18 protein-coding genes and 1 pseudogene are annotated in these 22592 nt (G+C 61.9%); 8 read left to right on the forward strand and 11 right to left on the reverse strand.

All coding sequences use genetic code 11. The features are described from left to right. Positions 1–2 precede the first annotated feature (2 nt). From EOB80_RS01840 to EOB80_RS01855, 4 genes are all read right to left on the reverse strand, one after another. Positions 3–2546 carry an ATP-binding cassette domain-containing protein gene (locus tag EOB80_RS01840; protein ID WP_127326463.1) on the reverse strand — a complete coding sequence of 848 codons (2544 nt, stop codon included), beginning with the start codon at positions 2544–2546 and terminating at the stop codon, positions 3–5. A 116-nt stretch (positions 2547–2662) separates the two neighbouring features. Beyond that, on the reverse strand, positions 2663–3682 hold the full coding sequence (locus EOB80_RS01845; protein WP_013530435.1) for a sugar ABC transporter substrate-binding protein: 1020 nt from the start codon (positions 3680–3682) through the stop codon (positions 2663–2665). 158 nt (positions 3683–3840) lie between these two features. Next, positions 3841–4779, reverse strand: a complete 939-nt coding sequence (locus tag EOB80_RS01850) for a threonine/serine dehydratase (RefSeq protein ID WP_127326464.1) — start codon at positions 4777–4779, stop codon at positions 3841–3843. Next, complete coding sequence (locus EOB80_RS01855) at positions 4769–5872, reverse strand: succinylglutamate desuccinylase/aspartoacylase family protein (protein WP_245466220.1); 1104 nt, start codon at positions 5870–5872, stop codon at positions 4769–4771. The genes EOB80_RS01850 and EOB80_RS01855 overlap by 11 nt, the downstream gene beginning before the upstream one ends. 94 nt (positions 5873–5966) lie before the next feature. Here EOB80_RS01855 and EOB80_RS01860 point away from each other — a divergent pair, with 94 nt between their 5' ends. The 6 genes and pseudogenes from EOB80_RS01860 to EOB80_RS01885 all read left to right on the forward strand — a co-directional run bounded on the left by EOB80_RS01860 (position 5967) and on the right by EOB80_RS01885 (position 12402). Continuing rightward, positions 5967–6752, forward strand: a complete 786-nt coding sequence (locus EOB80_RS01860) for an IclR family transcriptional regulator (protein WP_127326465.1) — start codon at positions 5967–5969, stop codon at positions 6750–6752. A 129-nt stretch (positions 6753–6881) separates the two neighbouring features. Continuing rightward, complete coding sequence (locus EOB80_RS01865) at positions 6882–7631, forward strand: GntR family transcriptional regulator (protein ID WP_127326625.1); 750 nt, start codon at positions 6882–6884, stop codon at positions 7629–7631. Between the two features lie 68 nt (positions 7632–7699). Beyond that, positions 7700–9277 (forward strand): putative N-acetylmannosamine-6-phosphate 2-epimerase, encoded by a 1578-nt coding sequence (locus tag EOB80_RS01870; protein WP_127326466.1) that lies wholly within the window; start codon positions 7700–7702, stop codon positions 9275–9277. A gap of 81 nt (positions 9278–9358) precedes the next feature. Then, the gene (locus EOB80_RS01875; protein WP_245466221.1) at positions 9359–10654 is read left to right on the forward strand and encodes a sugar ABC transporter substrate-binding protein; all 1296 of its coding nucleotides are present in this window, start codon (positions 9359–9361) and stop codon (positions 10652–10654) included. Between the two features lie 56 nt (positions 10655–10710). Then, positions 10711–11577 carry a sugar ABC transporter permease gene (locus EOB80_RS01880; protein WP_127321545.1) on the forward strand — a complete coding sequence of 289 codons (867 nt, stop codon included), beginning with the start codon at positions 10711–10713 and terminating at the stop codon, positions 11575–11577. A 2-nt stretch (positions 11578–11579) separates the two neighbouring features. Next, positions 11580–12402: pseudogene (locus EOB80_RS01885) on the forward strand (carbohydrate ABC transporter permease). Here EOB80_RS01885 and EOB80_RS01890 read toward each other — a convergent pair. Beyond that, positions 12399–13526 (reverse strand): NAD(P)/FAD-dependent oxidoreductase, encoded by a 1128-nt coding sequence (locus EOB80_RS01890; RefSeq protein WP_245466222.1) that lies wholly within the window; start codon positions 13524–13526, stop codon positions 12399–12401. The pseudogene EOB80_RS01885 and the gene EOB80_RS01890 overlap by 4 nt on opposite strands. Positions 13527–14056: 530 nt before the next feature. Between EOB80_RS01890 and EOB80_RS01895 the strand changes: the two genes are divergently transcribed. After that, positions 14057–14512 carry a GntR family transcriptional regulator gene (locus EOB80_RS01895; protein WP_127326468.1) on the forward strand — a complete coding sequence of 152 codons (456 nt, stop codon included), beginning with the start codon at positions 14057–14059 and terminating at the stop codon, positions 14510–14512. A 165-nt stretch (positions 14513–14677) separates the two neighbouring features. Here EOB80_RS01895 and EOB80_RS01900 read toward each other — a convergent pair whose 3' ends face one another. The 6 genes from EOB80_RS01900 to EOB80_RS01925 form a co-directional block, all read right to left on the reverse strand. Beyond that, the gene (locus tag EOB80_RS01900; protein ID WP_127326469.1) at positions 14678–16288 is read right to left on the reverse strand and encodes a GMC family oxidoreductase N-terminal domain-containing protein; all 1611 of its coding nucleotides are present in this window, start codon (positions 16286–16288) and stop codon (positions 14678–14680) included. 56 nt (positions 16289–16344) lie between these two features. Next, positions 16345–17376, reverse strand: coding sequence for an extracellular solute-binding protein (locus EOB80_RS01905; RefSeq protein WP_127326470.1), 1032 nt, complete (start codon positions 17374–17376; stop codon positions 16345–16347). Positions 17377–17480: 104 nt separating this feature from the next. Next, positions 17481–18269 (reverse strand): ABC transporter permease, encoded by a 789-nt coding sequence (locus tag EOB80_RS01910; RefSeq protein ID WP_127326471.1) that lies wholly within the window; start codon positions 18267–18269, stop codon positions 17481–17483. Then, positions 18266–19165, reverse strand: a complete 900-nt coding sequence (locus tag EOB80_RS01915; RefSeq protein WP_127326472.1) for an ABC transporter permease — start codon at positions 19163–19165, stop codon at positions 18266–18268. Before EOB80_RS01915 ends, EOB80_RS01910 begins: the two co-directional genes overlap by 4 nt. Continuing rightward, on the reverse strand, positions 19162–20256 hold the full coding sequence (locus tag EOB80_RS01920) for an ABC transporter ATP-binding protein (protein ID WP_127326473.1): 1095 nt from the start codon (positions 20254–20256) through the stop codon (positions 19162–19164). Before EOB80_RS01920 ends, EOB80_RS01915 begins: the two co-directional genes overlap by 4 nt. A 93-nt stretch (positions 20257–20349) precedes the next feature. Next, positions 20350–21480 carry a branched-chain amino acid ABC transporter substrate-binding protein gene (locus EOB80_RS01925; RefSeq protein ID WP_127271535.1) on the reverse strand — a complete coding sequence of 377 codons (1131 nt, stop codon included), beginning with the start codon at positions 21478–21480 and terminating at the stop codon, positions 20350–20352. A 193-nt stretch (positions 21481–21673) separates the two neighbouring features. On the opposite strand from EOB80_RS01925, the gene EOB80_RS01930 reads away from it, so the two are divergent. Beyond that, on the forward strand, positions 21674–22591 hold the full coding sequence (locus tag EOB80_RS01930; protein WP_127326474.1) for a branched-chain amino acid ABC transporter permease: 918 nt from the start codon (positions 21674–21676) through the stop codon (positions 22589–22591). Position 22592: the final 1 nt, after the last annotated feature.

Raw genomic sequence — 22592 nt, forward strand, 5'->3', positions numbered from 1 at the left:
CCTCACAGGCATGGTGCAAGGTTGGATGCTGGCCGGGGTGCGCAGGCTGGTGGTGTGATCGTGCGATCACCGAAAGCCAGCGTCATCACGTCTTCTTCCGTCGCCCCACGAGCCAGCGTGCCGACAGAGTGGCCTTCGCGCATGACGACGATGCGGTCGGCAACGCCGAGAACCTCGGGCAACTCGCTCGACACCATGAGGATCGCCGCGCCTTCGGCCTTCAATCTTGCGATCAGTTGATGGAGTTCGGACTTAGCGCCGACGTCGACGCCGCGTGTCGGCTCGTCAAGCAGGATTATCTTCGGCTTGGTGGCCAGCCATTTGCCGATGACGACCTTCTGCTGATTACCGCCCGAAAGCTCGATGGTCATCTTGTCGGGCTGGGCCGGCCGCACGCCGAGTGAGCCGATGAGATCGCGGGCGAGTGCCAGGATGCGGCGAGGTCTCAGCAGGCCGAATTGACTGTTGTCGCGAATCCAGGCGAGGGACAGGTTATCCCTGATCGACATCGTGCCGACGAAGCCTTCCAGATGCCGGTCTTCCGGTATGTAGACGATGCCGGCGCGATTGGCGGCCTTGGTGTCGCCGCCGGTCTGCTGCCCGCCGAAAATTCTGAGCGTGCCGCCATGCATGGGTTCGAGGCCGGCAATCAGCCTGAGCACTTCGGAGCGGCCGCTGCCCATCAGGCCGGCGAGCGCGACGATTTCGCCCCTGCACACGCTGAGCGTGGCCGACTTCAAGAGCTTGCCATCGGAGATGTTGCTGATCTCGATCGCGGTTTCGCCGACTTGCGCTTCGAGATAGGGGAAGATGTCGCCGACATCGCGCCCGACCATCATGGAGACGATCTCGGCCTCGCTGGTCTGGCGGGTCTGGCGCTCGCCGATGAAGCGTCCGTCACGCAGAACGACGACGCGGTCGCACTGGCTGAAGATCTCCTCCATCTTGTGCGAGATGTAGAGGATGCCGGCGCCGCGAGCTCTCAGCCTGTCGATCAGGTCGTAGAGTTGGTCGCGCTCGCGGTTGGAGAGCGCGCTGGTCGGCTCGTCCATGATGAAGAACCAGGCATCGGACAGAACGGCACGGGCAATTTCCACCATCTGCCGGTGCCCGACGGAAAGCGTTCGCAGCTCCGCGCCAATGTCGATGTCGAGCGACAGCTCGTCCATGATGGATTTTGCATCTCGCCGCATCCGGGCCCGGTCGAGAAATCCCAGGCGGGTATGCGGTTCGCGGCCGATGAAGAGATTCTCGGCCACCGTCAGGTCCGGCGAAAGGCTGAAATGCTGATGGATGACGCTGATGCCCTTGGCGTCGCTGGGGGAGTGGAACTGGACGGCGTTGCCGTCGATGATGATCTCACCCTCGTCCGGGCGATGCAGACCGGAAATGCACTTCACCAGCGTCGATTTCCCGGCCCCGTTCTCGCCGGCAAGTCCCACTACCTCACCGGCCGAGACGGCAAAGCTGACACCGTCGAGTGCTTTGACGCCCGGAAAAGACTTGCCAAGCCCGCGCAAGGCGATGCTGTGTTTGCCGACCGGTGTTGCGGCGGTGTTGCGGGGCGACGGGGTGGACTTGCGGCCACCGGTCTTGAACAGGGCGGCGACACTCTCCGGCTGGCTGGTGAGAACGGCCACCAGAATGAGGCTCGCGGTCACGAAATAGATCAGGATCTGCGGTACCTGCAGGAAGGACAGGCCGGTGTTGATGACGCCCAGCAGCAGCGCCCCGATCGCCGTTCCCCAGATGGAGCCCTGGCCGCCGGACAGTTTCGTGCCGCCGATGATCGCGGCTGTGATGGCTGTAAATTCGAGCCCGGTGCCGGCAAGCGGCTGTGCCGAACCGAGACGACCGATGGTGAGGATCGCGCCGAGTCCGGCTGTCGCACCGGCAATCAGGTAGACGGAGATGCGCACGAGGTCGACGGGAACCAGTGAGGCCCGCGCCGCGCCCGCATTTCCGCCGACCGCATAGATCCAGCGTCCGTAGACCGTACGATTGAGCACGAACCACCAGAGGCCCAGGCAGATGGCGGCGATGATGACGGAGACCGGCAGGAGGCCGATCGTCTCGCGTCCCGCGAAAAGCAGGACCGGATCGGCGACCGCGATGCTGGATGCGCCGGAGAGGCTGAGCGCCAGGCCGCGCGCAAACGCCATGGTGGCGAGCGTTGCGATGAATGGGGAGATGCCGGCAAAGCCGATCAGCGTTCCATTGAGCAGACCGATTGCGGCACCGCCACCGATCGCGGCGAGAAGGCTCAAGCTCGCCGAGCCGGTTGCCGTGTAGGCAAGACCCGCGGCGATGCCGGAGCAGGCAAGATTGCTGCCGACGGAAATATCAATGCCGCGCGCGATGATCACGGCCGTCATGGCAAAAGAGATGAGGGCGATGACCGCACTCTGCTGCGCGATGCTGACAAGATTGCCGGTCGACAGAAAACGCGGATCGATCCAGCCGAAGACGGCGATGGCGACCAGTAGCACCGCGATGAGAACCGGTTCGTTGCGCCGCAGTAACGGAGAGGTCCAGGACTGGAACATGGGTCGGTCCTCTTATCGAGCATCATGCGCGGTCACCACGGAGCGGCGACGGCGATCGTCAGGAAAAGGGGACGCCGGATGATACGTCATCCGGCGCTTGAGCCGCTTTTAGGCTGTTACTTTGCCAGGGTCATGGCGGTCGCCGGAACCTTGGGACCGAGTTGCTCGGTATAGTTCTTGGCTTCCACCGCCTCTTTGTCGGTGTTGATGTATTCGAAGGTGAGACCATCCGCCTTGAGCTTCGCGGCCGTCGCATCCGAGGTCACGAAATAGGTCGGCATGTAGAGATCCTGCGGCAGCTTTTCGCCGTTGGCCAGGCGAGCGGCAACGGCGATGTTCCAGTAGCCGACACGATAGGCGCCGGTCAGCACGTCCATCACCATCTTGCCGTCGTCGATCAGCGGCTTCATCTCGGCGTCGCCGTCATAGCCGCCGTAGAGCAACTGGGTTCCCATCGAGCTGGCGACTGAATCGGCTGCCAGGCAAAGGCTGTCGGAGATGCAGCCGATGGCCTTCAGATCCGGATAGGTGGTGAGCCATGTCTGGGCGGCATTGGTTGCCTTGGCGGCATCCCAGCCGGTCGGCTCGATGCCGACAACCTTGATGTCCGGAAACTCCTTTTTCAGGGTTTCGACAAAGCCTTTTTCGCGCGTGTCGGACACGAAGTTGCCACGCGAACCGACAAGCAGGGCGACTTCGCCCTTGCCGCCAAGCGACTTGCCGAGCGCGCGGGCAACCATCGACATGTTGTCGTAGTCCGGATAGAGCGTCGAATAGTTCGAGCCGGCCTCGACCTTGTTGCCCATGGTGATCACCGGAATGCCGGCGGCGGTGGCTTTCTGGATGACCGGAATGACCGCGTTCTTGTCGATCGGATCGATCAGGATCGCGCTGACGCCCTGATTGATGAAATTCTCGATGATGCTGACCTGTTTTTCCAGACTGCCCTCGGCGCTCTGCCAAGTGGATTTCACCCCATAGTCGGCGGCAGCCACGTCGCCCGCTTCCTTCATGCGGACGAAGAAGGAGTTCTGCAGGTCGATTGCCGCAAGCCCCAAAACCTTTTCCGCGGCAAGCGAGGGCGTCGCGATGGCGAGTGCGAGCAGAGCAATGGATGCTTTCAGGGAAATGCGCATGTTTCAGTTCTCCTCTTGTTGCGACAGGACGATTCTTCGCCTCTTTTTCATGTCCCGCACGACGACCGTCCCAGTGACAGGCATTCCGGCGGTATTTCGCGGCACTCGTGCCGTATTCATGTCAGGGCCGCGTCTGCGTGGACCGGCCTTGCTCAACCTCAGCCATTCAGGCCCTCGACACCGGCGCCACAGACAAGCCCGGCGATGCGGGCGCCGCGCGGTGGCTTGAAAGCGCCGCTCATCAAGGCGGCCAGCGATGCCGCGCCGCTGAGGTCGGCGGCGATGCCGAATTCGAACCAGAGCAATTCAGCGGCCTTCTGCATGTCCGCATCCTCGACAAGGACAATGTCGTCGACGTGCTTGGCGACGATCTCGTAGATGCTTTCGTCCGTGCGGCCGCAGGCCATGGTCGCCACCTTCGTCGTTATCTCGGGCAAGCGAACGACACGGCCGGCAGCCAGGGAGGCGTGAAGGGTCGGTGAACCGGTCGGCTCGACACCGATGATCCTGGCTTCGGGTTTGACGTGCTTCAGGACTTCGGACATGCCGCTGATGAGCCCGCCACCGCCGATCGCGACGATGTAGATGTCGGCATCGGGCATTTGATCGACCATCTCCAGCGCCACGGTTCCCTGACCGGACACGATCTGCGCATCGGCGAAGGGATGCATGTAGAAGGCGGCGCTCGCCTTTGCCTCGGCCAATGCCGCCTCATGCGCTTCATCCCAGACATTGCCTTCGAAGCGAACGTCAGCCCCCCATTTGCGCAGCTTTTCCGCCTTCAGCGGGCTTGCATTGTTCGGCAGGTAGATGGTGGCGGGAACGCCGGCCCGGGCAGCCACATAGGCGGTGGCCAGGCCGTGATTGCCACCGGATGCGGCGATCAGTCCGTTTTTGATCCGGCTTGGCTCGAGCGTTTTAACCCGGTTCGTGGCGCCCCGAATCTTGAAGGAGCCGCTCACCTGGAGGCATTCCAGTTTCAAATAGACATCATTTTGAAGGTTTGCGCCCGTGGCATGGTCGAGCTTGACGACCGGGGTGCGCCGTATGAAGGGGGCAATGCGCCGGGCAGCCGCCATGATGTCCTCATGGCTCATCGGTCAGTGCCTCCGGATATTCGTTGGCAAGCACGAAGCAGCAATTCCCCGGACGCACGCGGCCGGGCTGACGCTTGGCGAAAACGATGCCGTCGATGGGGTGAAGGAGATCGATGGGCGCGCGTGACGGCGTGTGGAGGAAGTGAATGCGTCCGGCAAGGTCGCCTTTGCTGACGGCACTGCCGAGCGGGCTCAAGGGTTCGAAGACACCGTCCTCCTCGGAAAGCAGATAGCCTTCGCTTCCGGGAACCTTGAGCACGCGCGCGTTGGCGCCAGGGGCGATGTCAGGCGCGCCATTCAGAACGCCTGCATGTTTCAGCACATTGCGGATGCCCCTACGGCAGATGGCCAGCGCATCCGGACTGACAAGGCCGCCGCCGGCCATCTCACTGCCGATGACGATCAGCCCCTGGTGGTTGGCGGACGCGGTCGAGGTCCGGGTTTCACCGAGATTGTCGACCATGACAACGGTCGGCGCCCCGAAGGCGAGCGTCGCCTTGATGTTCTTGCGATGCCCCTGCGCGGTCGGGGAGGGCTCGATGATCGCGCTCGGCAGGATCATCAGGGACGAACCGCCGGAATGGAGATCCAGGAAGTAGTCGGCCTTCGGAAACAGGATGTCATGCACATAGGCCGCGATCTGGCTTGTCAGCGTGCCGTTGAAATCGCCCGGAAAACTGCGGTTGAAATTTAACCCGTCGACCGGGGAGGTGCGGGTGCCGGCCTCGACGGCCCGAATGTTGATGGCCGGAATCGCAATGATGCGTCCGGCAATATCCCGTGAATCGATCTCGCGCAGAAGCTCGCCGAGCGCGATCGGCCCCTCATATTCGTCGCCGTGGTTGCCACCCTCGATCAGGACCGTCGGACCGTCACCGTTCTTGATGACGGCGAGCGGAACGCGGACCGTGCCCCAGGCATCGTCGTGCGGCGATTGGGGCACATGGAAGAAACCGATCTGCTTGCCCTCGCGATCGAAATCGACCGACGTGTAAACACTGTTGTTCCGGGGAATGATGGTCGCGCGGACAGTGTTTGCAGGTCTCGGTACGGTCATCGGGTCGGCCTCGAAATTCATTGTCCCCGTCATCATGTCAGTTTTATATATGGTGTCAAGTTTGGATATAAAACCAATGGCAATTCCGATTTCTTGTCTCTATCGTGCGGGACCACCGGGGATTCTTCGAATGGCAGATGACGCAAAAGAGAGTGGCAAACCGACCTATTCGGCCCCGGCGCTGACCAAGGGTCTGGATGTCCTGGAACTGCTGGCGGAGGCGCGGGCGCCCTTGACGATGAAGGAGATCGCGGAAGGCCTCGGCCGTTCGAAGAATGAGATTTTCCGGATGCTGATCGCGCTGCAGGAGCGTCAATATATCGAGCGCAACGCCGAGACCGACGCCTATTCGTTGACCGACAAGCTTTTCAAGCTGGGGCTGCACACGCCGAGCGCTCAGGATCTCATGTCCGCCGCCATGCCCGAGCTGACGCAGATTGCCGGGGACTCAAATCAGTCGCCGCACCTGGTCGTCTTCAATCATGGCTTGACCGTTGTGACCGCGGCCGCTCCCGGCGGCGAGGACATGGCGTTCACGCTGCGCCTCGGCTACGGCCGCCTGGCCACCGACGCGACCTCCGGCCATGTGATACTTGCCTTCCAGTCACCAAAGGTCGCAGCGCGGATGATCGATGAATGTGCGGCGCATTCACCGGCGCCGCTGGATCGTGACGCGCTGGAAAAGCAGCTTCGTACCATCCGCGCGGACGGCTACTGGATGCGCGAAAGCCGCGACTTCGTCGGCATCACCGATATCTGCTGTCCGGTCATCGGACCGGACGGCAGCGCCGTCGCCTCCATTATCGTCGCCTATATCAATCGCCATACGCGTGAAAGCCGCCATGCCTTTACTCTGGAGGTCCTGCGGGCTGCCTGCGATCGCATCTCCATGAAGCTGTCACCGAGGGTTCGCTAAGGGATCGTGATGCGCTGAGGGCGCGGCGAAGCACCGTCCGCTGGCCGTTTGCACCGGATTGATAATACCAGTATAGGTCCAGTCAGGAATGTTTTGATCCTGGGTGCTTCTCGCGCGGGAGGAAGGGCAATGACAACCGTGAACCTGATCGGGCTTGTCAGTCGGGAAATGGAAGCGACAGCGTCCGATGTGCCGCTTTACAGACGGTTGAAATCGGCGATCGAGGCAGCGATCCGTTCCAATGCTTTGAAAGCCGGCGCGGTTCTGCCGGGCGAGCGGGTTCTGGCGGAAGCCCTGTCGATCTCGCGAGTCACTGTGAGAAAGGCCCTGGCGCTGCTCGAAGAGGAAGGGCAGCTCAATCGCCGGCACGGTTCCAAAACCGAGATCGGGTCGCGGGTCGAGAAATCGCTTTCGACGCTGACGAGCTTTTCGGAGGACATTCTGGCGCGCGGCCTGAAGCCTGGATGTCTATGGCTTTCCAAGCAGATAAGCCGTCCATCCCCGGCCGAAATGATGGCCCTGGGTATTGCGGGCAATACCAATGTGGTTCGCATGCGTCGTGTGCGGACAGCCGATGGCGCGCCGATCGCCGTCGAGGTCTCGGCCGTGCCGGTTCGCTTCCTTCCTTCGCCCGAGATGGTTCAGGATTCCCTTTATGAAGCGCTTGATGCACGCGGCTTCCTGCCTCAGAGGGCAATCCAGCGCATGCGCTCGCGCGGCGCATCGCTGGAGGATGCAAAACACCTTCATTGCGACGCGGGCGCACCGTTGCTGATGACCGAGCGCCGCTGCTTTCTCGCCGACGGACAGATCGTGGAATACTGCGAGACACGCTACAAAGGCGACGTCTACGATTTCGTCTTCGAGCTGCAAAGATAATACCAGTTATGAACTGGTTGTAATCTGGTATTTTCCATTTATCGTGATGGCGACAAGGGAGTGCCGACGTGCAGCGGGAAGACATTGCCAACAGTCTCATCGTGTCCTGCCAGCCGGTTCCCGGCGGCCCGATGGACAGTGCGCAATTCGTGACAGGCTTTGCCAGGGCCGCTGTTGAAGCCGGAGCCAAGGCGCTGCGCATCGAATCCGTGCCCTATGTCGCGGCCGCCCGCCTGGCCGTCCGCGTGCCGATCATCGGTATAGTCAAGCGCGATCTCACCGACAGCCCTGTGCGCATCACACCCTATCTGGCCGATGTCGAGGCCCTGGCCGAGGCCGGCGCCGATATCATCGCTTTCGATGCGACGGACCGTGTCCGTCCCGTTCCTGTCGACGAGCTTGTAAAAGCCGTCAAGGCCCGGAACAAACTGACCATGGCCGATTGCTCTTGCCTTGACGATGCGCGCCGGGCCCTTGCCACGGGTGTCGATTTCGTCGGCACGACGCTTTCCGGCTATGTCGGCGGGCCGGAGCCGGAGGATCCGGACATCGCCCTCATCGCTCAAATGCGAACCCTGACCCCCTACGTCATTGCCGAAGGGCGTATCCGGTCGCCTGAGCAGGCGGCTGCCGCCGCGCGCGCCGGCGCCTGTGCCGTGGTTGTCGGCTCGGCGATCACCCGTACCGAGCACGTCACCTCATGGTTCCACCAGGCGCTTTCCGACGCCTATGCGGCGAGGGGCGCGCAAACCGCCCTTGGCACAAGTGTCCTGGGCCCAACCGTTCTGGGCCCATCCGTCCTGGGCCCATCCGTCCTGGGCATCGACATCGGGGGAACCAAGACCATGGCCGCGCTGGTCTGCGATGGCACGGTGATCGAGGACAAGATCGTGCGGACCGCGCGAGAGGCTGGACCCGACGCCTGGCTGGCATCCCTCGCGCAAAGCACGTCAGCCTGGTCGAGCCGCTTCAGCCGCATCGGCATTGCGGTGACCGGACTGGTGCAGGATGGACGCTGGTCGGCATTGAATCCGGCAACCCTTGGCATTCCCGACGGCTATCCGCTGGTCGAAAGGGCATCCGCTGTTTTCGGCAAACCGGTCTGTGCGTTCAACGATGCCCAGGCGGCTGCCTGGGGCGAATACAAATTCGGCGCCGGGCAAGGTCGCGACATCGTCTTTCTGACCATCTCTACCGGAATTGGCGGCGGCATCGTTTGCAACGGCCGATTGCTGTCCGGTCTAGCCGGTCACTTCGGTCTGATCCGTGGTCTGTCTGAAGACCGGGCTCCGCTCGAAGACAGCACGTCCGGCCGCTGGATCGCTTCGGAGGCCCTCAAGGCCGGTTCCAAGGCGGACGCCGCCGATGTGTTCGGACACGCGCTGAAGGGCGAGGACTGGGCCGGCGCCATCGTCTCGCGAAGCGCCTCGCGGGTCGCGGCGCTGTGCCGGGACATTCAGATGATGTTCGATCCGAAATTGATCGTCATCGGTGGCAGCATCGGTCTTGCAGAAGGCTATCTCGACCGGGTGCGCGCACATCTGAGCGAGGTCCCGCCGCGCCTTTCCCCCCATCTCGTGGCGGCGAAGCTCGGAGGCCACGCCGGCGTCATCGGTGTTGCCGATCTTGCCGAACGGGCAAGGTAACGGCGCCCCGGTCGTGTCATGCAAAAATCATCAAAAAAGAAGGGAACGATCATGAAATTGAGCAGGACATCTTTTGCGCTTATGGCCACCCTCCTTGCGGGGACGGCTTTGCCGACCTTTGCCAACGCAACCGTGACCGTGCTCGGCTGGCCTGGCGGCTCCGAGGAAACCGCACTGCGGGCAACCGTGGAAACCTACAACAAGCAGGCCAGCGATGCCGACAAGGTGGAACTGCTGTTCTTCAACCGGGAAGGCTTTTACGACAAGCTGCAGGCTGACATGGCGGCCGGATCCAGTGCCTTCGACGTGAACCTCGTCGCCACCTACTCGCTCGGTCGCTACGCGCCCTATATGGAGCCGGTCGATCTTGGCGCGGACGCGGCCAAGATTTTCGGCGAATCCGTTCTCAAGACGATGCAGTTCGACGGCAAGCAATACGGCGTCCCGACAGACCTTTCGTTGCACTTCATGTCCTACCGCAAGGATCTCATCGACGCCTTGATCAGGGATGACGCCGCCAGGAAGACCTATGGTGAAATCGCCCGGAAATATCTCGGCAAGCCCCTGCAGCCGAAAGACCCGGATAGCTGGACCTGGGACGACTGGGCGGCCACCGCCCTCTATTTCACCAAGCAGGTGAACCCCGACAGCCCGGTGCGTTATGGCACAGTCCTGCAGATGAAGAACCTGCTGTTCAACATGATGGTCTTCCAGTCCCTGCCGCGTTCCTACGGCGGCGACTGGATGGACAAGGACGGCAATGTCACGGTGGATTCCGATGCCTACAAGACCGGCCTCGAACTCTACAAGAAGCTCTATGATGCCGGTTCTTCGCCCAAGGATTCGCTGAGCTACGAATATGCGGAAACCAACGCGGCCTTCGCATCCGGCCAGGCCGCGACGGCGCTGCAGTGGAATGCCGCGGCGGCGGATCTGACCAGCACCGAAAAATCCCCGGCCGTCGCCGAGGTGACCGGGATCGTCGCGCCACCGGCAGGTCCCGACGGACGCGCCGATCACATCCACGGCCTTGGTTTGGGCCTTAACAAGAACGCCAAGAACAAGGAAGGCGCCGTCAAGTTCCTGAAGTGGCTCGCCACCGAGGATGCGGCCTTGCTCTATGCGCGCAGCGGCGGTTCGCCGGCATTGTCTCCCAATGTCGTCGCCAAGGTTGCGAAGGAACGTCCCGACCTCGTCAAGCTCGGCGAATTCGCCAGCAAGTACGGCTATGTCATGACCGGAGCGACGTCCGCGAGTGCGCTCCCGGTCTATGAACTGCAGGCAAAGGAGTTCACCGGCTACTGGTCCGGCCAGCAGAGCCTCGAGGATGCGCTCGCCCACACCAAGGCGGGCATGCAGGACCTTCTCAAGAAATGAACCATTTGCCGGACGCCGGGTCGAGGCTCGGTGTCCGGCGCGTTTGGCGGATCGACATGGCCCTTGTGACACGTGCCGAAGGCAGGATGTATCTGACGCCGCTGGTCGGCTTCCTGCTTCTGTTCCTCGGCTTTCCGGCGATCGTCAATCTGATCTATTCCGTTTCGACCGTCACATTCGAGACGCTGCGCAGTCCGGTGTTGAGTGGTTTCGCCAACTATGTCGCGGTGTTGAACGACCGCGAATTCTGGAGCTCGGCCTGGTTCTCTCTGCGCTTCGGTATTCTTACCGCATCAGCGGAATGTCTGATCGGCCTTTTCCTTGCCATCTTCCTGGCGCCGCTTCTGAGCAAGCGACCAGTCCTGATGGCGCCGTTGATGCTGCCGCTTATGGTCGCGCCGGCCATGGTCGGTCTCATGTACCGGCTGGTGCTGCATGAATTCGCGGGCCCCGTCCCCTACTATCTCTTCGAATGGTTTGGCGACAGCCCGGCCTTCCTCGACATCAACAATGCCTTCCGCACCCTTGTCGTCGTGGAGACGCTGCAATGGACGCCTTTCGCCTTCCTGCTCTTCTACATGGCGTATTCGGCCATACCGCTCGACGTGCGCGAAGCCTCCTCGCTCGATGGCGCATCACCGTTTGAGATCGTTCGGTGGATCGACCTGCCGTTGATGAAGCCGACGCTGGTCATCGCGTTTTTCATCCGTTTCATCGACGGTTTCCGGGTGTTCGACAATGTCTATGCGCTGACCGGCAGTGGCGCTGGCGGTTCAACGACGTCCTTGTCGATCTACATCTACCAGGCCTTCTTCAAGGAAGGGGCTATCGGCAAGGCGGTCGCCGCTTCGGTTGTCTTGTTCCTGGCGTCGTTCATCGTTCTCCACGGCCTTAACCGGCTTGCCGGCCGCAGGAAGCGTTGACGATGGTCAGGGCACTGCGCTGGATCGTTTTTGCCATCGCCGTGCTGGCGATGAATTTCCCCATTATCGTGACGCTGATCACATCGCTCAAAAGCCAGCGCGAGCTTTCGACGAACCCCGGTTTGTGGATCAGCCAACCGACGCTCGACAACTACCTGGAGGTTCTGACGCAGACCAGCCGCTTCAACATCTATGCCTACCTGCTGAACAGCACCGTGGCGGCGCTGATCGGAACCGGCCTTGCGATCGTGCTCGCGTTCCCGGCTGCCTATGCGATCGCGCGTAGCGAGGCGGGAAAGCGCTTGGTCCTGCCGATCGTCATCAATCTTCGCGCCGTGCCGCTGATCATCTTCGCGATCCCACTTTACATGATGTACCAGTGGCTGGGCCTGCTCGATACGCGGATCGGGCTCGGGCTCATCCTGACCATCGTCAACGCGCCGCTTGCGCTCGTCATCCTGGTGAACGCGATTTCAGATGTACCGGTCGAACTCGACGAGGCGGCGAAAGTCGATGGCGCAAGTTCCTTGCAGGTGATGATGATGATCGTCCGGCCCGTCATCCGACCGGCGCTCGTCACAACCTTCATTTTCGGCTTCATCACTGCCTGGAACGAGTTCCTCTTCGGCCTCATGCTGACAACCAGCCGTGCCGTGCCGATGACGGTCGGCGCGTCCTTCTTCTTCGCCGCGAGCGGCGGCGGCGTAAAATGGGGAACCGCTTCCGCGGTCATGATGCTGGGCGCCTTGCCGCCGGCCTTGCTGGGTCTTGTGATGTATCGGCAGATATCAGGATTCCATGACCGCTGGAGCGGTCAAAGGCTAAAGCAAGACGAAGTTCGTCGTTCTGACTAGTTGGACAACCCTATCCGACAGGGCGAGCGCACTTGTCAGGCCAGGTGACTCGATCCCGAAAAGACTGATCAGCCGTCCGGACGGATCTGCCAGAACGTCGAAATCGCCGAACTGCAACCCGTTCGTTTTAGGCCGCAGCCCGCAATAGCTCGGCTCCAGTTCCCCGTCCCTCAGCCCCGGCCAATAGCGTCGGATGGCCGCGTAAAATGGTGTGGCCCGAGTTGGGTCGACCGCGTAGCCGACCTCATCGACGGGCTCGACGTCCGGCCCGAAACGAACCGATCCGGCCATATCCAGCGTCAGGTGAACTCCGAGGCCGCCTGGTTCCGGAACCGGATAAACAAGATGGTTGAAGGACGGGCGGCGTCCAAGCGCAAAATAATTGCCTTTGACATAGGTGACATCTGGGATTTTGCCGCCATGCCCGCCCGCAAGGCTCCGGGCAACGAGATGGGCTGACAATCCGGCCGCATTGATGACCAGATTTGCGGCGATCCGATAGCCTTCCATATCGCCGCCAAACTGGAGCTCGCAGCCCGTTTCGGCGACGTTGCCGCCGAGAACCGGCGCGCGAAACGCAAAGGTGGCACCGGCATTCTCGGCATCGCCCTGTAGCCCCAGCATCAGCGCGCGGCTGTCGACGATCCCCGTGCTTGGGGACAAAAGCGCGCCGGCAACCTCCAGTTCAGGTTCAAGCCGTTCCACATCCGCGCGGCTGAGCATCTCCAGGTCCGCAACACCATTGTCCGCAGCCTTGGTCCGGATCCCCTCCAGAATCGGCAATTCCGCGTCGCTGGCGGCGACGATCAGCTTGCCGATGCGTTTGTGCGGAATCCCGCGCGCTTTGCAATAGCGGTAAAGCGCGTTCTTTCCTTCGACGCATAGCTGCGCTTTCAGGCTGCCCTTCGGATAGTAGATGCCGGCATGGATGACCTCGCTGTTGCGGCTCGACGTGCCCAGCCCTGGGCTGTCCTCGGCCTCCACGACAAGAACTTCGCGTCCCTCGAGCGCCAGCCGCCGCGCAATCGCCAGGCCGACGACGCCGGCGCCGATGACGATACAATCGACTTTCTCGTCGGGGACCTCCATCGTCATTCGCCAGCCCCTGGGGCACAATGCAGGACGTGCAAGCAGGCCTCACCAGAATTCCGGCCCGCCGAAAGCACCACAAGCATGACATGTCACTCCATCGGCCGTTTCTGTCCGAGCGTGCAACGAAATAAAGCACCGCGATTGCGGCAAATACCATGATGTTGGTGATCGACGAAGCGCATAGAGCTCCGGCTTGACGCCATAGCGCAGTGCGCTCCAGGCGACCGATGGCATGGTAGGCGTGGCGCCGGGTAGAACGAGATATTCAGGCCATTGAGCGACAGCACGAAGGCTACGATCAGGCTGCCAAATAAGCCCGACCATGCAGGAATGCGTCATCGCCATCGATTATCGAGGCACGCCGGACAAGCTGGTCGCGGATTTCATCTCGGTGGTAAACCGCGTCTCCCAAGGCCACGATAGCCAAGTTGCGATGTAGTGGCGCGCCATGTTTGTCGTGTCCATGTCTTCGGAATACGCATGCGGTTCGGCTTCGATCCGGCTCGGCCCGGCGGCGCGCATGCAGGGTCAGTATGACCGCAGCCTCGCCGCTCCAGGAACGCATTCGCAATCAGCTTCGGGCTCAGTTCTTCGAGCGAATTCAAGTCGGTGAGCGGATCAACGAGGCGGAGATCGCGGCGACCCTTGGCGTCTCGCGTACACCTGTGCGTCACGCTCTGGTGCAATTGCCGGGCGAAGGGGTCGTAAGTTACGCGCACAACCGCGGCTCGATTGCTCAAGCGATCCAGCCGGGCGCTCGCCGAGATCAGGTGGGGTCGCTTTCTCTCGACGAGAAAGTGATGCGCGACATGGCACTCGGTGTCCTGGATGGGGTCATCAGCGAGCGGGCACTGCTGGCGCGCCATAATGCGACGCCGGGCGCGCTGACCTCGACGTTGCGCCGGCTGATGCGCGACCAACTCGCCGAACCGTCTCCCGAAGGCCGACATCGAAAGGCTGCTGCGCGAGATCAACGGCGAGGCGGATGAGCGGGACGATCAAGCCGCTTGAATTCGACGGCGCGTGCCCGCCGCAGCCCAGCTGCAAAAGCGCCGGTTCAATGTTTGATTCACTGAACCGCTCCAACTCATTGTTTTTGCGCGGCTACTGAAGGAAGGCCGCTGCACGCCTTTCCTGGAGTTGCGCTACAGAAACTATCCCCGGCCCAGGATCATCTCCGCTGCCCGCTGCCCGATCATCATGCTGGGGGCATTGGTGTTGCCGCCGATTAGCTTCGGCATCACGGACGCATCCGCGACCCGCAAGCCACTGATGCCGCGCACCTTGAGCGTTGCCGGGTCGACGACTGCCATCGCGTCGGTCCCCATCTTGCACGTCCCCACCGGATGATAGACGGTGAGCGCTTCGGCACGCAAATAGGCGAGGATCTCGTCATCGCTGCGAACATCCTTGCCCGGCAGCATCTCCGTCCCCCTGATCGGGTCGAACTCGGATGCGGCAAAGATTTGACGCGCGATCTTGATGCCTTCCACCAGCACCCTGGCGTCCTCGTCGTTCGAGAAGAAGCGATGATCGATCAGCACATCCCGGTTCGATGCCTGGCCTGACAGTTTGAGTTCGCCGACGCTTTTGGGCCTGAGCACGCAGGTGTGGATTGCGTAGCCATGGCCGTACTCCACCAGCCTGCCGCGATGGCTGCGATAGCCGGGCACGAAGTGGAACTGGATGTCGGGAATGCCGTTCGTATACTTCGTCCGGGCAAAGCCGCCGGCTTCGACGTAGTTGGTGGTGAGCATGCCCTTGCGGCCGGCAAAATACCGGAAGGGCGCAGCCAGCACGCGGGGCAGGTTGGGCAGCGACAGGCCGAGCGTCTTCGTGCTCGAGGAGCGGACCGTGATCATGCCGTCGATATGGTCCTGAAGGTTCTTGCCCACGCCCGGCAGATCGACAATCGGCTCTATGCCGATCGCCTGCAGCTCGGCGGCTGCGCCGATGCCGGACGCCAGCAAGATCTTCGGTGAATTGATCGCCCCGGCCGAAAGCACGATTTCGCGGCGGGCCGACAGCGTCTTCTGCTCGCCCCTGTGCCGCACCCGTACCCCTGTCGCGCGCCCCTCGGCTATATCGAGGTCGATCACTTCGCATTCGCTGAGGATTGTGAGATTCTTGCGATCGAGCACCGGGCGCATGAAGGCGGTGAAACTGCTGAAGCGCTGGCCGCGATCCTGGGTGACATTGTAGATGCCGAGGCCGAACTGGCTTTCGGCATTGAAGTCGCTGTTGGCCGGAAGACCGGCATTGTTGCCGGCCTTGACGAACATCGACGACAGCACATTCGGATCGCGCGGCTTGTCGACCAGCAGTTCCCCGCCTGTACCGTGGTAGTGCGGGTCCTGGCCAAGCAGGTTGCGCTCAAGCTTCTTGAAGACGGGAAGCACGTCGCTGAATGCCCAGCCTGCGCAGCCGAGTCGCGACCACTCGTCATAGTCCTGCGCGGCGCCCCTGATGTAGACCATCGAGTTGATGGAACTGGAGCCGCCCAGCGCCTTGCCGCGATTGACCGGAATCCTGCGGCCGTTGAGGTTGGGCTGAGGCACGCCGACATAGCAGTAGTCATAGTTCGGATTGCCGTAGAGCGAGAGGATGCCGGCAGGCACCTTGACCCGCAGCCCGCTATCGCTGCCGCCGGCTTCGATCAGGCACACTTTGTGGGACGGGTTGGCGCTCAGGCGATTGGCAAGGACACAACCGGCCGAGCCTGCGCCGATGACGATGTAATCGTAGTCAAGATTTTCGGTCTGCATGGCCAGCCCCTTTGAGAATGGAGATGCCGGGGCGGCGCGCGCCCCGGCTGAGCGGCTCATTGCAGAAGCTGCGTCCAGACCTTGGTGACGAGTTCCTGCGCCGCCGGCGAGCAGGCCTGGCCCATCTTGACGGGAACGGTCGGGAACAGCTCCGGAGCGTTCTCCTTGTTGTAGAGCGCCTTGCTCTCGTCGATCTTCACCGGCGAAGAGTGGCCGTAATAATTGTACTGCGCCGTCGCGTTGTCGATCTGGGTCATGAAATCGATGAACTTCTTGGCGTTCTCGATATTGGCCGCGCCCTTCGGCACGACATAGGAATCCAGCCAGCCGACCAGACCTTCTTTCGGCATCGCGTATTCGACATTGGCCTTGTCGTTGCGGCGAAGCCTCATGGTGTTGCCGTCCCACCAGAAATGGGCGGCAACCTCGCCGCTGCCGATGCGGTTTTCGATGTTGTCGCTGGAATAGGCCGCCACGAATGGCTTCTGCGCCAGCAAGAGGTCGAGCACGCGCTTCATCTCCTGCGGGTCTTCGCTGCAATATTTGATGCCGAGATAGTTTTCCGCTGCCGGAATGACTTCGTCGGGCTGCGCCAGGCTGGCGATCTTGCCGCGCAGCTCCGCCGGTGGCTCGAAATAGATCTTCCAGCTGTCGACCGGGCCTTTGTAGAGGTCGCGGTTGACGGTGTAGCCGGCATTGCCGAAGGCGAGCGGGATCGAATGATTGCCTGTCGCATCCCACCACGGTTTCTGCCAGTCCGGCAGGACTTGGCTGTAGGCCGCCATCGAACTGGCGCCGAAATCCTCAAGCAGCCCGCTGTCGATCATGATCTTCACGAAGTGCTGCGAAGGCGTGACGATGTCGTAGCCCGACGAGCCGGCCTGCAGCTTGGTCAGCAGGTCCTCGTTGGATGAGAAGGCGTCGACCGTGATCTTTATGCCGGTTTCCTTCTCGAATTTCGTGACCATCTCGGGCGAGATGGAATCCGCCCACGCGTAGATGGCCAGGCTGCCCTCGGCGACAGCGGGCGCGCTAAAGGCGAGGCTCATGGCACCGGCCATGGCGAGCGCTGCAATTTTGGTCGTCATGTCATTCCCCTGTTTGTTGTTCTCCCAGGGGCGACGATAACAAACCGTCGGGTTCGATAAATTCGATTTGCCCGACGCCTTGATTAGGAAAAACTACGCCGCTGCTATTGCCGTCGCTGAAGCACGAAGGCCACGGTCGCCAGCACCACCGAAACAATCATGATCAAGGTCGAGATTGCGTTGAGCTGCGGCGACACGCCCTGCTTGATCAGTGAGAAAATGTAGACCGGCAGCGTGGTGGCGCCGCCGGAATTCAACAGGTTGCTGGTGATGAAATCATCCATCGAGATGACGAAGGCGAGCATGGCGCCGGCGAAAACACCCGGCAGGATGAGCGGCAGCGTGACGCGACGAAAGGCGACCCAACCGGTTGCATAGAGATCGCGGGCGGCTTCCTCCAGATCGAAGTCCATTCCCTGCAGGCGGGCGCGTATCGGCAGGAAGGCGAACGGGATGCAGAAGGTGGTGTGGGCGATCATCAGCTTCACCATTCCGTTGGCGAGCCCGATCTCGGAGAAGAGGATCAGGACGGCGACAGCAACGACGATTTCGGGCAGGAGCAGCGGCAGGTTCACCACCGCTTCGGAGATGCGGCGGAAGCGGACATCGCGGCCGCGCACCAGCACCAATGCCGCCATCAACGCGACAAGGGTCGAGGCGACTGTGGCGACCGTGGCGACGAGCAGGGAGGTCTTCACCGCTGTCATCAGGTTGGCGTTGGACAAAGCGGTGGCGTACCAGTGCAATGAGAAGCCGCCCCAATTGGAGACGATCCGGTTCGCATTGAAAGAGTAGAACACCACGACGGCGATGGGCAAATAGAGATAGGCGAAGAAGATCGCGCTGAAGAGACCGAAGCCCGGATAGCGCCTGACATCATCGTCCGCGTTCATGCCGCACGCTCCAGGCCTTCGGTGCGCATCGAGCGCAGACCCTGGAAAATCAGGAAGACCATGACCGCGGCCATCAGCACGATGGCGATGGCGGCGCCGAGCGGCCAGTTGCGGGCGCCACCGAACTGTAGCTGGATGAGATTGCCCATCATCATGGTCTTGCCGCCGCCGAGCAGGGTCGGCTCCAGGACCGCGCCGAGGCTTGGAACGAACACCAGGATCGCGCCGGCGATCATGCCGGGCCGGGTGAGGGGCAGGATAACGCGGCGCAATGTGGTGAGGCGGTTGCCATAGAGATCATGCGACGCCTCGATGAGCGCAGGGTCGAGCTTCTCGATCGAGGCGAAGATCGGCAGGATCATCAGCGGAATGTAGCTGTAGACGAGACCGAGCAGCATGGCGGTGTTGCCGAACAGCAGCGAGTCCATGTTGTCGACGAGGCCGAGACCGCGAAGGGTCTTTTCGACGACACCGTCCTTGCCCAGGATGATGATCCAGGAATAGACGCGCACGATCATCGAAACCCAGAATGGCAGCGTGACGAGATAGATCAGCAGCACTTTGATCGCCGGCCGCTGCAGCGCGATGAAATAGGCGACCGGGAAGCTCAGGAGCAGGCAGATCGATGTTGTCACGGCCGACAGGACCAGCGTTCTGGCAACAACGATGAGATATTGCGGATTGAACTCCATCTCGCCGGTCCAGCCTTCGTTGAACAAAAGCTGCTTGTAGGGCGCTGTGGTGAACACATATTCGAACCCGCCGTAAGGTCCGCGCGTCGAGAACGACACCACGATGATGATGCCGATCGGGATGATCAGCGTCAGCAGCATGATGAAATGGGCCGGCAGCAGGCCGAGGACATTCCAGCCAGGACTTTTTGTGTGTGCCTTCATGCGCCGAGGATCCGCACGGATTCGGCGGCAAAGCCGACTTTTACCGATTGCCCGATTTCGAACATCTGGCCGCGGCTGACGCTGTTGCGCTTGGAGATGCGCAGCTTGGTGCCGCCCGCTTCAATCAGATAGTATGTGTAGCCGCCGAGATAGTTGGTGCTCATGATCGTGCCGTCGACAGCGATCGGGTTGTCCTGCGCGGGCAGGCTGATTTTTTCCGGACGTATCGAGATGAAGGCCTTCTGGCCGGCGACCGCTTTCTTGTGAGAGGCCGTCAAGGTCATGCCGAGCTGCGTTTTCACGGTTGCCTGCTCGCCGTCCACGGCAATCACGTCAGCATCGAGGAAGTTGGTCTCGCCGATGAAATCGGCGACGAAGCGGTTCGACGGCTCCTCGTAGATCGCCGCGGGTGTGCCAAGCTGCTGGATCTCGCCATCGCCGAGAACGCAGATGCGATCCGACATGTCGAGCGCTTCTTCCTGGTCGTGGGTGACGAAGACGAAGGTGATGCCGGTCTTGCGCTGCAGGATGCGCAGCTCGTCGCGCATGGCCTGGCGCAGCTTCAGGTCGAGTGCCGAGAGCGGTTCGTCGAGCAGCAGCACTTCCGGTTCCGGCGCCAGGGCGCGGGCGAGCGCGACGCGCTGGCGCTGGCCGCCCGACAATTGCTGCGGCTTGCGCCCGGCAAAGGCCTCCATATGGACGAGACGAAGCATATCGGCGACGCGCGCATCGCGGCGGCCCTTTGACCAGCCGAGGTTTTCGAGCCCGAAGCCGATGTTCTGTTCGACGCTCATATGCGGAAACAGGGCGTAGCTCTGGAAGACGGTGTTGACCCGCCGCTTATGCGGGGGGAGTCCCTGTATGTCCGAGCCGTGCAGGAAAATCTGCCCCGCCGTCGGCTGCTCGAAACCGGCGATCATGCGCAGCAGGGTGGTCTTGCCGCAGCCGCTCGGGCCGAGCAGCGTGAAGAACTCGTTGTCGTAGATGTCGAAGGAAACAGGCTTCAGCGCCTGATAGGTGCCGAACACCTTGGAGACGCCCTTGATCTCGACGGCCTTTCGAGGTGCGCCGTGGCCAGCCTCGTTATTCATGGTCAGGCGCTCCGGTCAGGACTTTTGCGAGCTCGGCGATGAAGGTGATCGACGCCGCGCCACTGAGAACGGGCGCGGCGTCGATCAGGTAAGTTACATCTTCTCCCATTTGCCGCTGCGGACGACGAACATGTCGATGTCGATAGCCATGTTGGTCTGTCCGTTGGCATCGAACGAGACGTCTCCCAGAATGCCATCGTGGTGGATGTCACGAATGGCCTTGCTCAGCGCCTCCTTGTCGTCGAGGCCTTTTTCCTTGATGACCTGAAGCAGGATCTGCGTCGCCTCGTAGGCATATTTCGCATAGGAGCCGGCGGGATCGGGATAAGCCTTGGTTTCATAGGCCTTGTTGAATTCCTCGAGCTTGGGGTTCGACTGGACGGCCGGAGTTCCGGCGATGGTGCCCTCGGCGGCAGCTCCCGCGATCTCGATGAATTTCGGGTCGTAGATGCCTGAAATTCCGTACATCGGCAGATTGCCCATGCCGAGGTCGGCCATCTGGCTGCGCACCAGCGCTGCTTCGGTGACGACACCGCCGAAATAGACCGCGTCGGGCGACGCTGCCTTCGCGGTAGTCAGCATGGCGCGGAAATCGGTCGTGCCGACAGCCGCGGCATCCGAAGAAACGACCTCGCCGCCGGCCGCCTTGAAGAAATCGCCGAACCATTTGGTGTTGGCCGCACCGTAGTCGGTGGTGTCGGAGATGATGGCGATCTTCTTGATCTTGCCTTGCTTGGCGATGGCTTCGGCCAGCGGTTTGTTCTCGTTGACCAGCGTCGGCGTCACGCGGGTCACGTTGGGGAAGTTCTGTTCGGTGATCTTCGGGCTGACTGCGCCCCAGACGATGAACGGCATCTGCGAGCGGTTGAAGACCGGGATCGTCGCCAACGCGACCGAGCTGTTCCAATGCCCCGTTGCCGCGACCACCGCGGGATCGTTGACCAGCTTCTGCGCCGCCGAAACGCCGACGGCCGGATCGGAGGCGTCATCGAGCACGACGCCTTCCACCTGGTGCGGATAGCCGCTGGCATTGGCCTGCTCGATGGCGAGCAGGAAGCCGTTGCGGGCGCCGAGGCCCTGCTGGGCGTTGCCGCCGGAGAGCGGCCCGATGAAGCCGAGCTTGATCTGGTCGGCCTGTGCCTGGGCGGCGCCCAGGGCGATGGCAAACAGAGAGCCGGCCAGAATTGACGATACGCGGATAAGCGCACTGCGCCTGTTTTGCATGGTTCCACCTCAAACAGAATTATCTGCCGCCGTCGTAGCGACCCGGCCGATCGTGATCGTCGGCTGATCATCAGTGTACGGGCGCGTATTCAGTGACGAAATTCGGAAATTGTGACTCGTGAGTTCGGAGATTCGTTCTGTCCGCCCGGGATGGCGATTGATACCTGTAGGCTTCAATCGAGAGACCGACCGCATGGCGGAACTGCTTGTCCAGCAACTGGTGAACTGGATAACCCTTGGCTGCATCTATGCCTTGCTGGCGATCGGATTCAGCCTGATCTTCGGTGTCTTGAACGTCATTCATTTCTCGCACGGCGATGTCGCGATGACGGCGCCGTTCATCACGCTGGCGCTTGCCCAGGCGTTGGCGACCGCTCTTGGCGCCTCGGGGCCCGCCTGGCTGATGCTTGCGGTTCCGGTCGCCGTGCTCGCCGTCGGTTTGATCGGCGTCCTGCTGGACAAGGTGGTCATCAGGCGCTTCCGCGATGCGCCCGCCATGATGGCGCTGGTGGCGACCGTGGCGCTCGGCATCGTCATCCGCGAGCTGATCCGCCATCTCTATCCGCAGGGATCGAACCCGCATGCCTTCCCGCGCCTGGTGTCGGGCATGGCTTTCGAAATCTCCGGCGTTGCCATCAGCTGGTTCGCGCTGCTGGTGGTGGTGCTGACCGTCGCGCTGGTTGCCATGCTGTTTGTCTTCCTGCGCATGACCCCGCTCGGGCTGCGCATCCGGGCGGCCTCGGAGGACCGGGTCGTGGCGCGCATGATGGGCATCCGCGATGCACGCGTCTTCCGTGCGACGTTCTGCATTGCCTCGGCTATCGGCGCCATCGCTGGACTTCTGTTCGCAAGCTATGCCGGCGTGACACGGTTCGACTTCGGCGTCATGGCCGGCCTGCTCGGCTTTTCCGCCGCGGTCATCGGCGGCCTCGGCTCGATGCCGGGCGCCATACTGGGCGGACTGATCATTGCCGGCATCGAAGTGCTGGCGCAGACATTCGTGCCGGACGGCGCTTCCTACCGGCTGGTCTTCGTCTTCCTGCTGGTCATCGCCGTGCTCATCTTCCGCCCCGCCGGCCTGCTTGGGCGCACCGTCATGGAGAAAGTCTAGC

Origin of the sequence: Mesorhizobium sp. M7A.F.Ca.MR.245.00.0.0 (assembly GCF_003997415.1) — a bacterium.
In the GTDB taxonomy this organism is placed as follows: domain Bacteria; phylum Pseudomonadota; class Alphaproteobacteria; order Rhizobiales; family Rhizobiaceae; genus Mesorhizobium.

What these genes read in the sequence shown, in the direction of transcription:
- EOB80_RS01890 (WP_245466222.1), bottom strand. Translation starts at nt 13,526, where the DNA reads ATGACGATGGAGGTCCCCGACGAGAAAGTCGATTGTATCGTCATCGGC.
- EOB80_RS01920 (WP_127326473.1), bottom strand. Translation starts at nt 20,256, where the DNA reads ATGAATAACGAGGCTGGCCACGGCGCACCTCGAAAGGCCGTCGAGATC.
- EOB80_RS01855 (WP_245466220.1), bottom strand. Translation starts at nt 5,872, where the DNA reads ATGATGACGGGGACAATGAATTTCGAGGCCGACCCGATGACCGTACCG.
- EOB80_RS01910 (WP_127326471.1), bottom strand. Translation starts at nt 18,269, where the DNA reads ATGAACGCGGACGATGATGTCAGGCGCTATCCGGGCTTCGGTCTCTTC.
- EOB80_RS01895 (WP_127326468.1), top strand. Translation starts at nt 14,057, where the DNA reads ATGACCGCAGCCTCGCCGCTCCAGGAACGCATTCGCAATCAGCTTCGG.
- EOB80_RS01930 (WP_127326474.1), top strand. Translation starts at nt 21,674, where the DNA reads ATGGCGGAACTGCTTGTCCAGCAACTGGTGAACTGGATAACCCTTGGC.
- EOB80_RS01905 (WP_127326470.1), bottom strand. Translation starts at nt 17,376, where the DNA reads ATGACGACCAAAATTGCAGCGCTCGCCATGGCCGGTGCCATGAGCCTC.
- EOB80_RS01860 (WP_127326465.1), top strand. Translation starts at nt 5,967, where the DNA reads ATGGCAGATGACGCAAAAGAGAGTGGCAAACCGACCTATTCGGCCCCG.
- EOB80_RS01845 (WP_013530435.1), bottom strand. Translation starts at nt 3,682, where the DNA reads ATGCGCATTTCCCTGAAAGCATCCATTGCTCTGCTCGCACTCGCCATC.
- EOB80_RS01925 (WP_127271535.1), bottom strand. Translation starts at nt 21,480, where the DNA reads ATGCAAAACAGGCGCAGTGCGCTTATCCGCGTATCGTCAATTCTGGCC.
- EOB80_RS01865 (WP_127326625.1), top strand. Translation starts at nt 6,882, where the DNA reads ATGACAACCGTGAACCTGATCGGGCTTGTCAGTCGGGAAATGGAAGCG.
- EOB80_RS01880 (WP_127321545.1), top strand. Translation starts at nt 10,711, where the DNA reads ATGGCCCTTGTGACACGTGCCGAAGGCAGGATGTATCTGACGCCGCTG.
- EOB80_RS01900 (WP_127326469.1), bottom strand. Translation starts at nt 16,288, where the DNA reads ATGCAGACCGAAAATCTTGACTACGATTACATCGTCATCGGCGCAGGC.
- EOB80_RS01840 (WP_127326463.1), bottom strand. Translation starts at nt 2,546, where the DNA reads ATGTTCCAGTCCTGGACCTCTCCGTTACTGCGGCGCAACGAACCGGTT.
- EOB80_RS01875 (WP_245466221.1), top strand. Translation starts at nt 9,359, where the DNA reads ATGGCCACCCTCCTTGCGGGGACGGCTTTGCCGACCTTTGCCAACGCA.
- EOB80_RS01915 (WP_127326472.1), bottom strand. Translation starts at nt 19,165, where the DNA reads ATGAAGGCACACACAAAAAGTCCTGGCTGGAATGTCCTCGGCCTGCTG.
- EOB80_RS01850 (WP_127326464.1), bottom strand. Translation starts at nt 4,779, where the DNA reads ATGAGCCATGAGGACATCATGGCGGCTGCCCGGCGCATTGCCCCCTTC.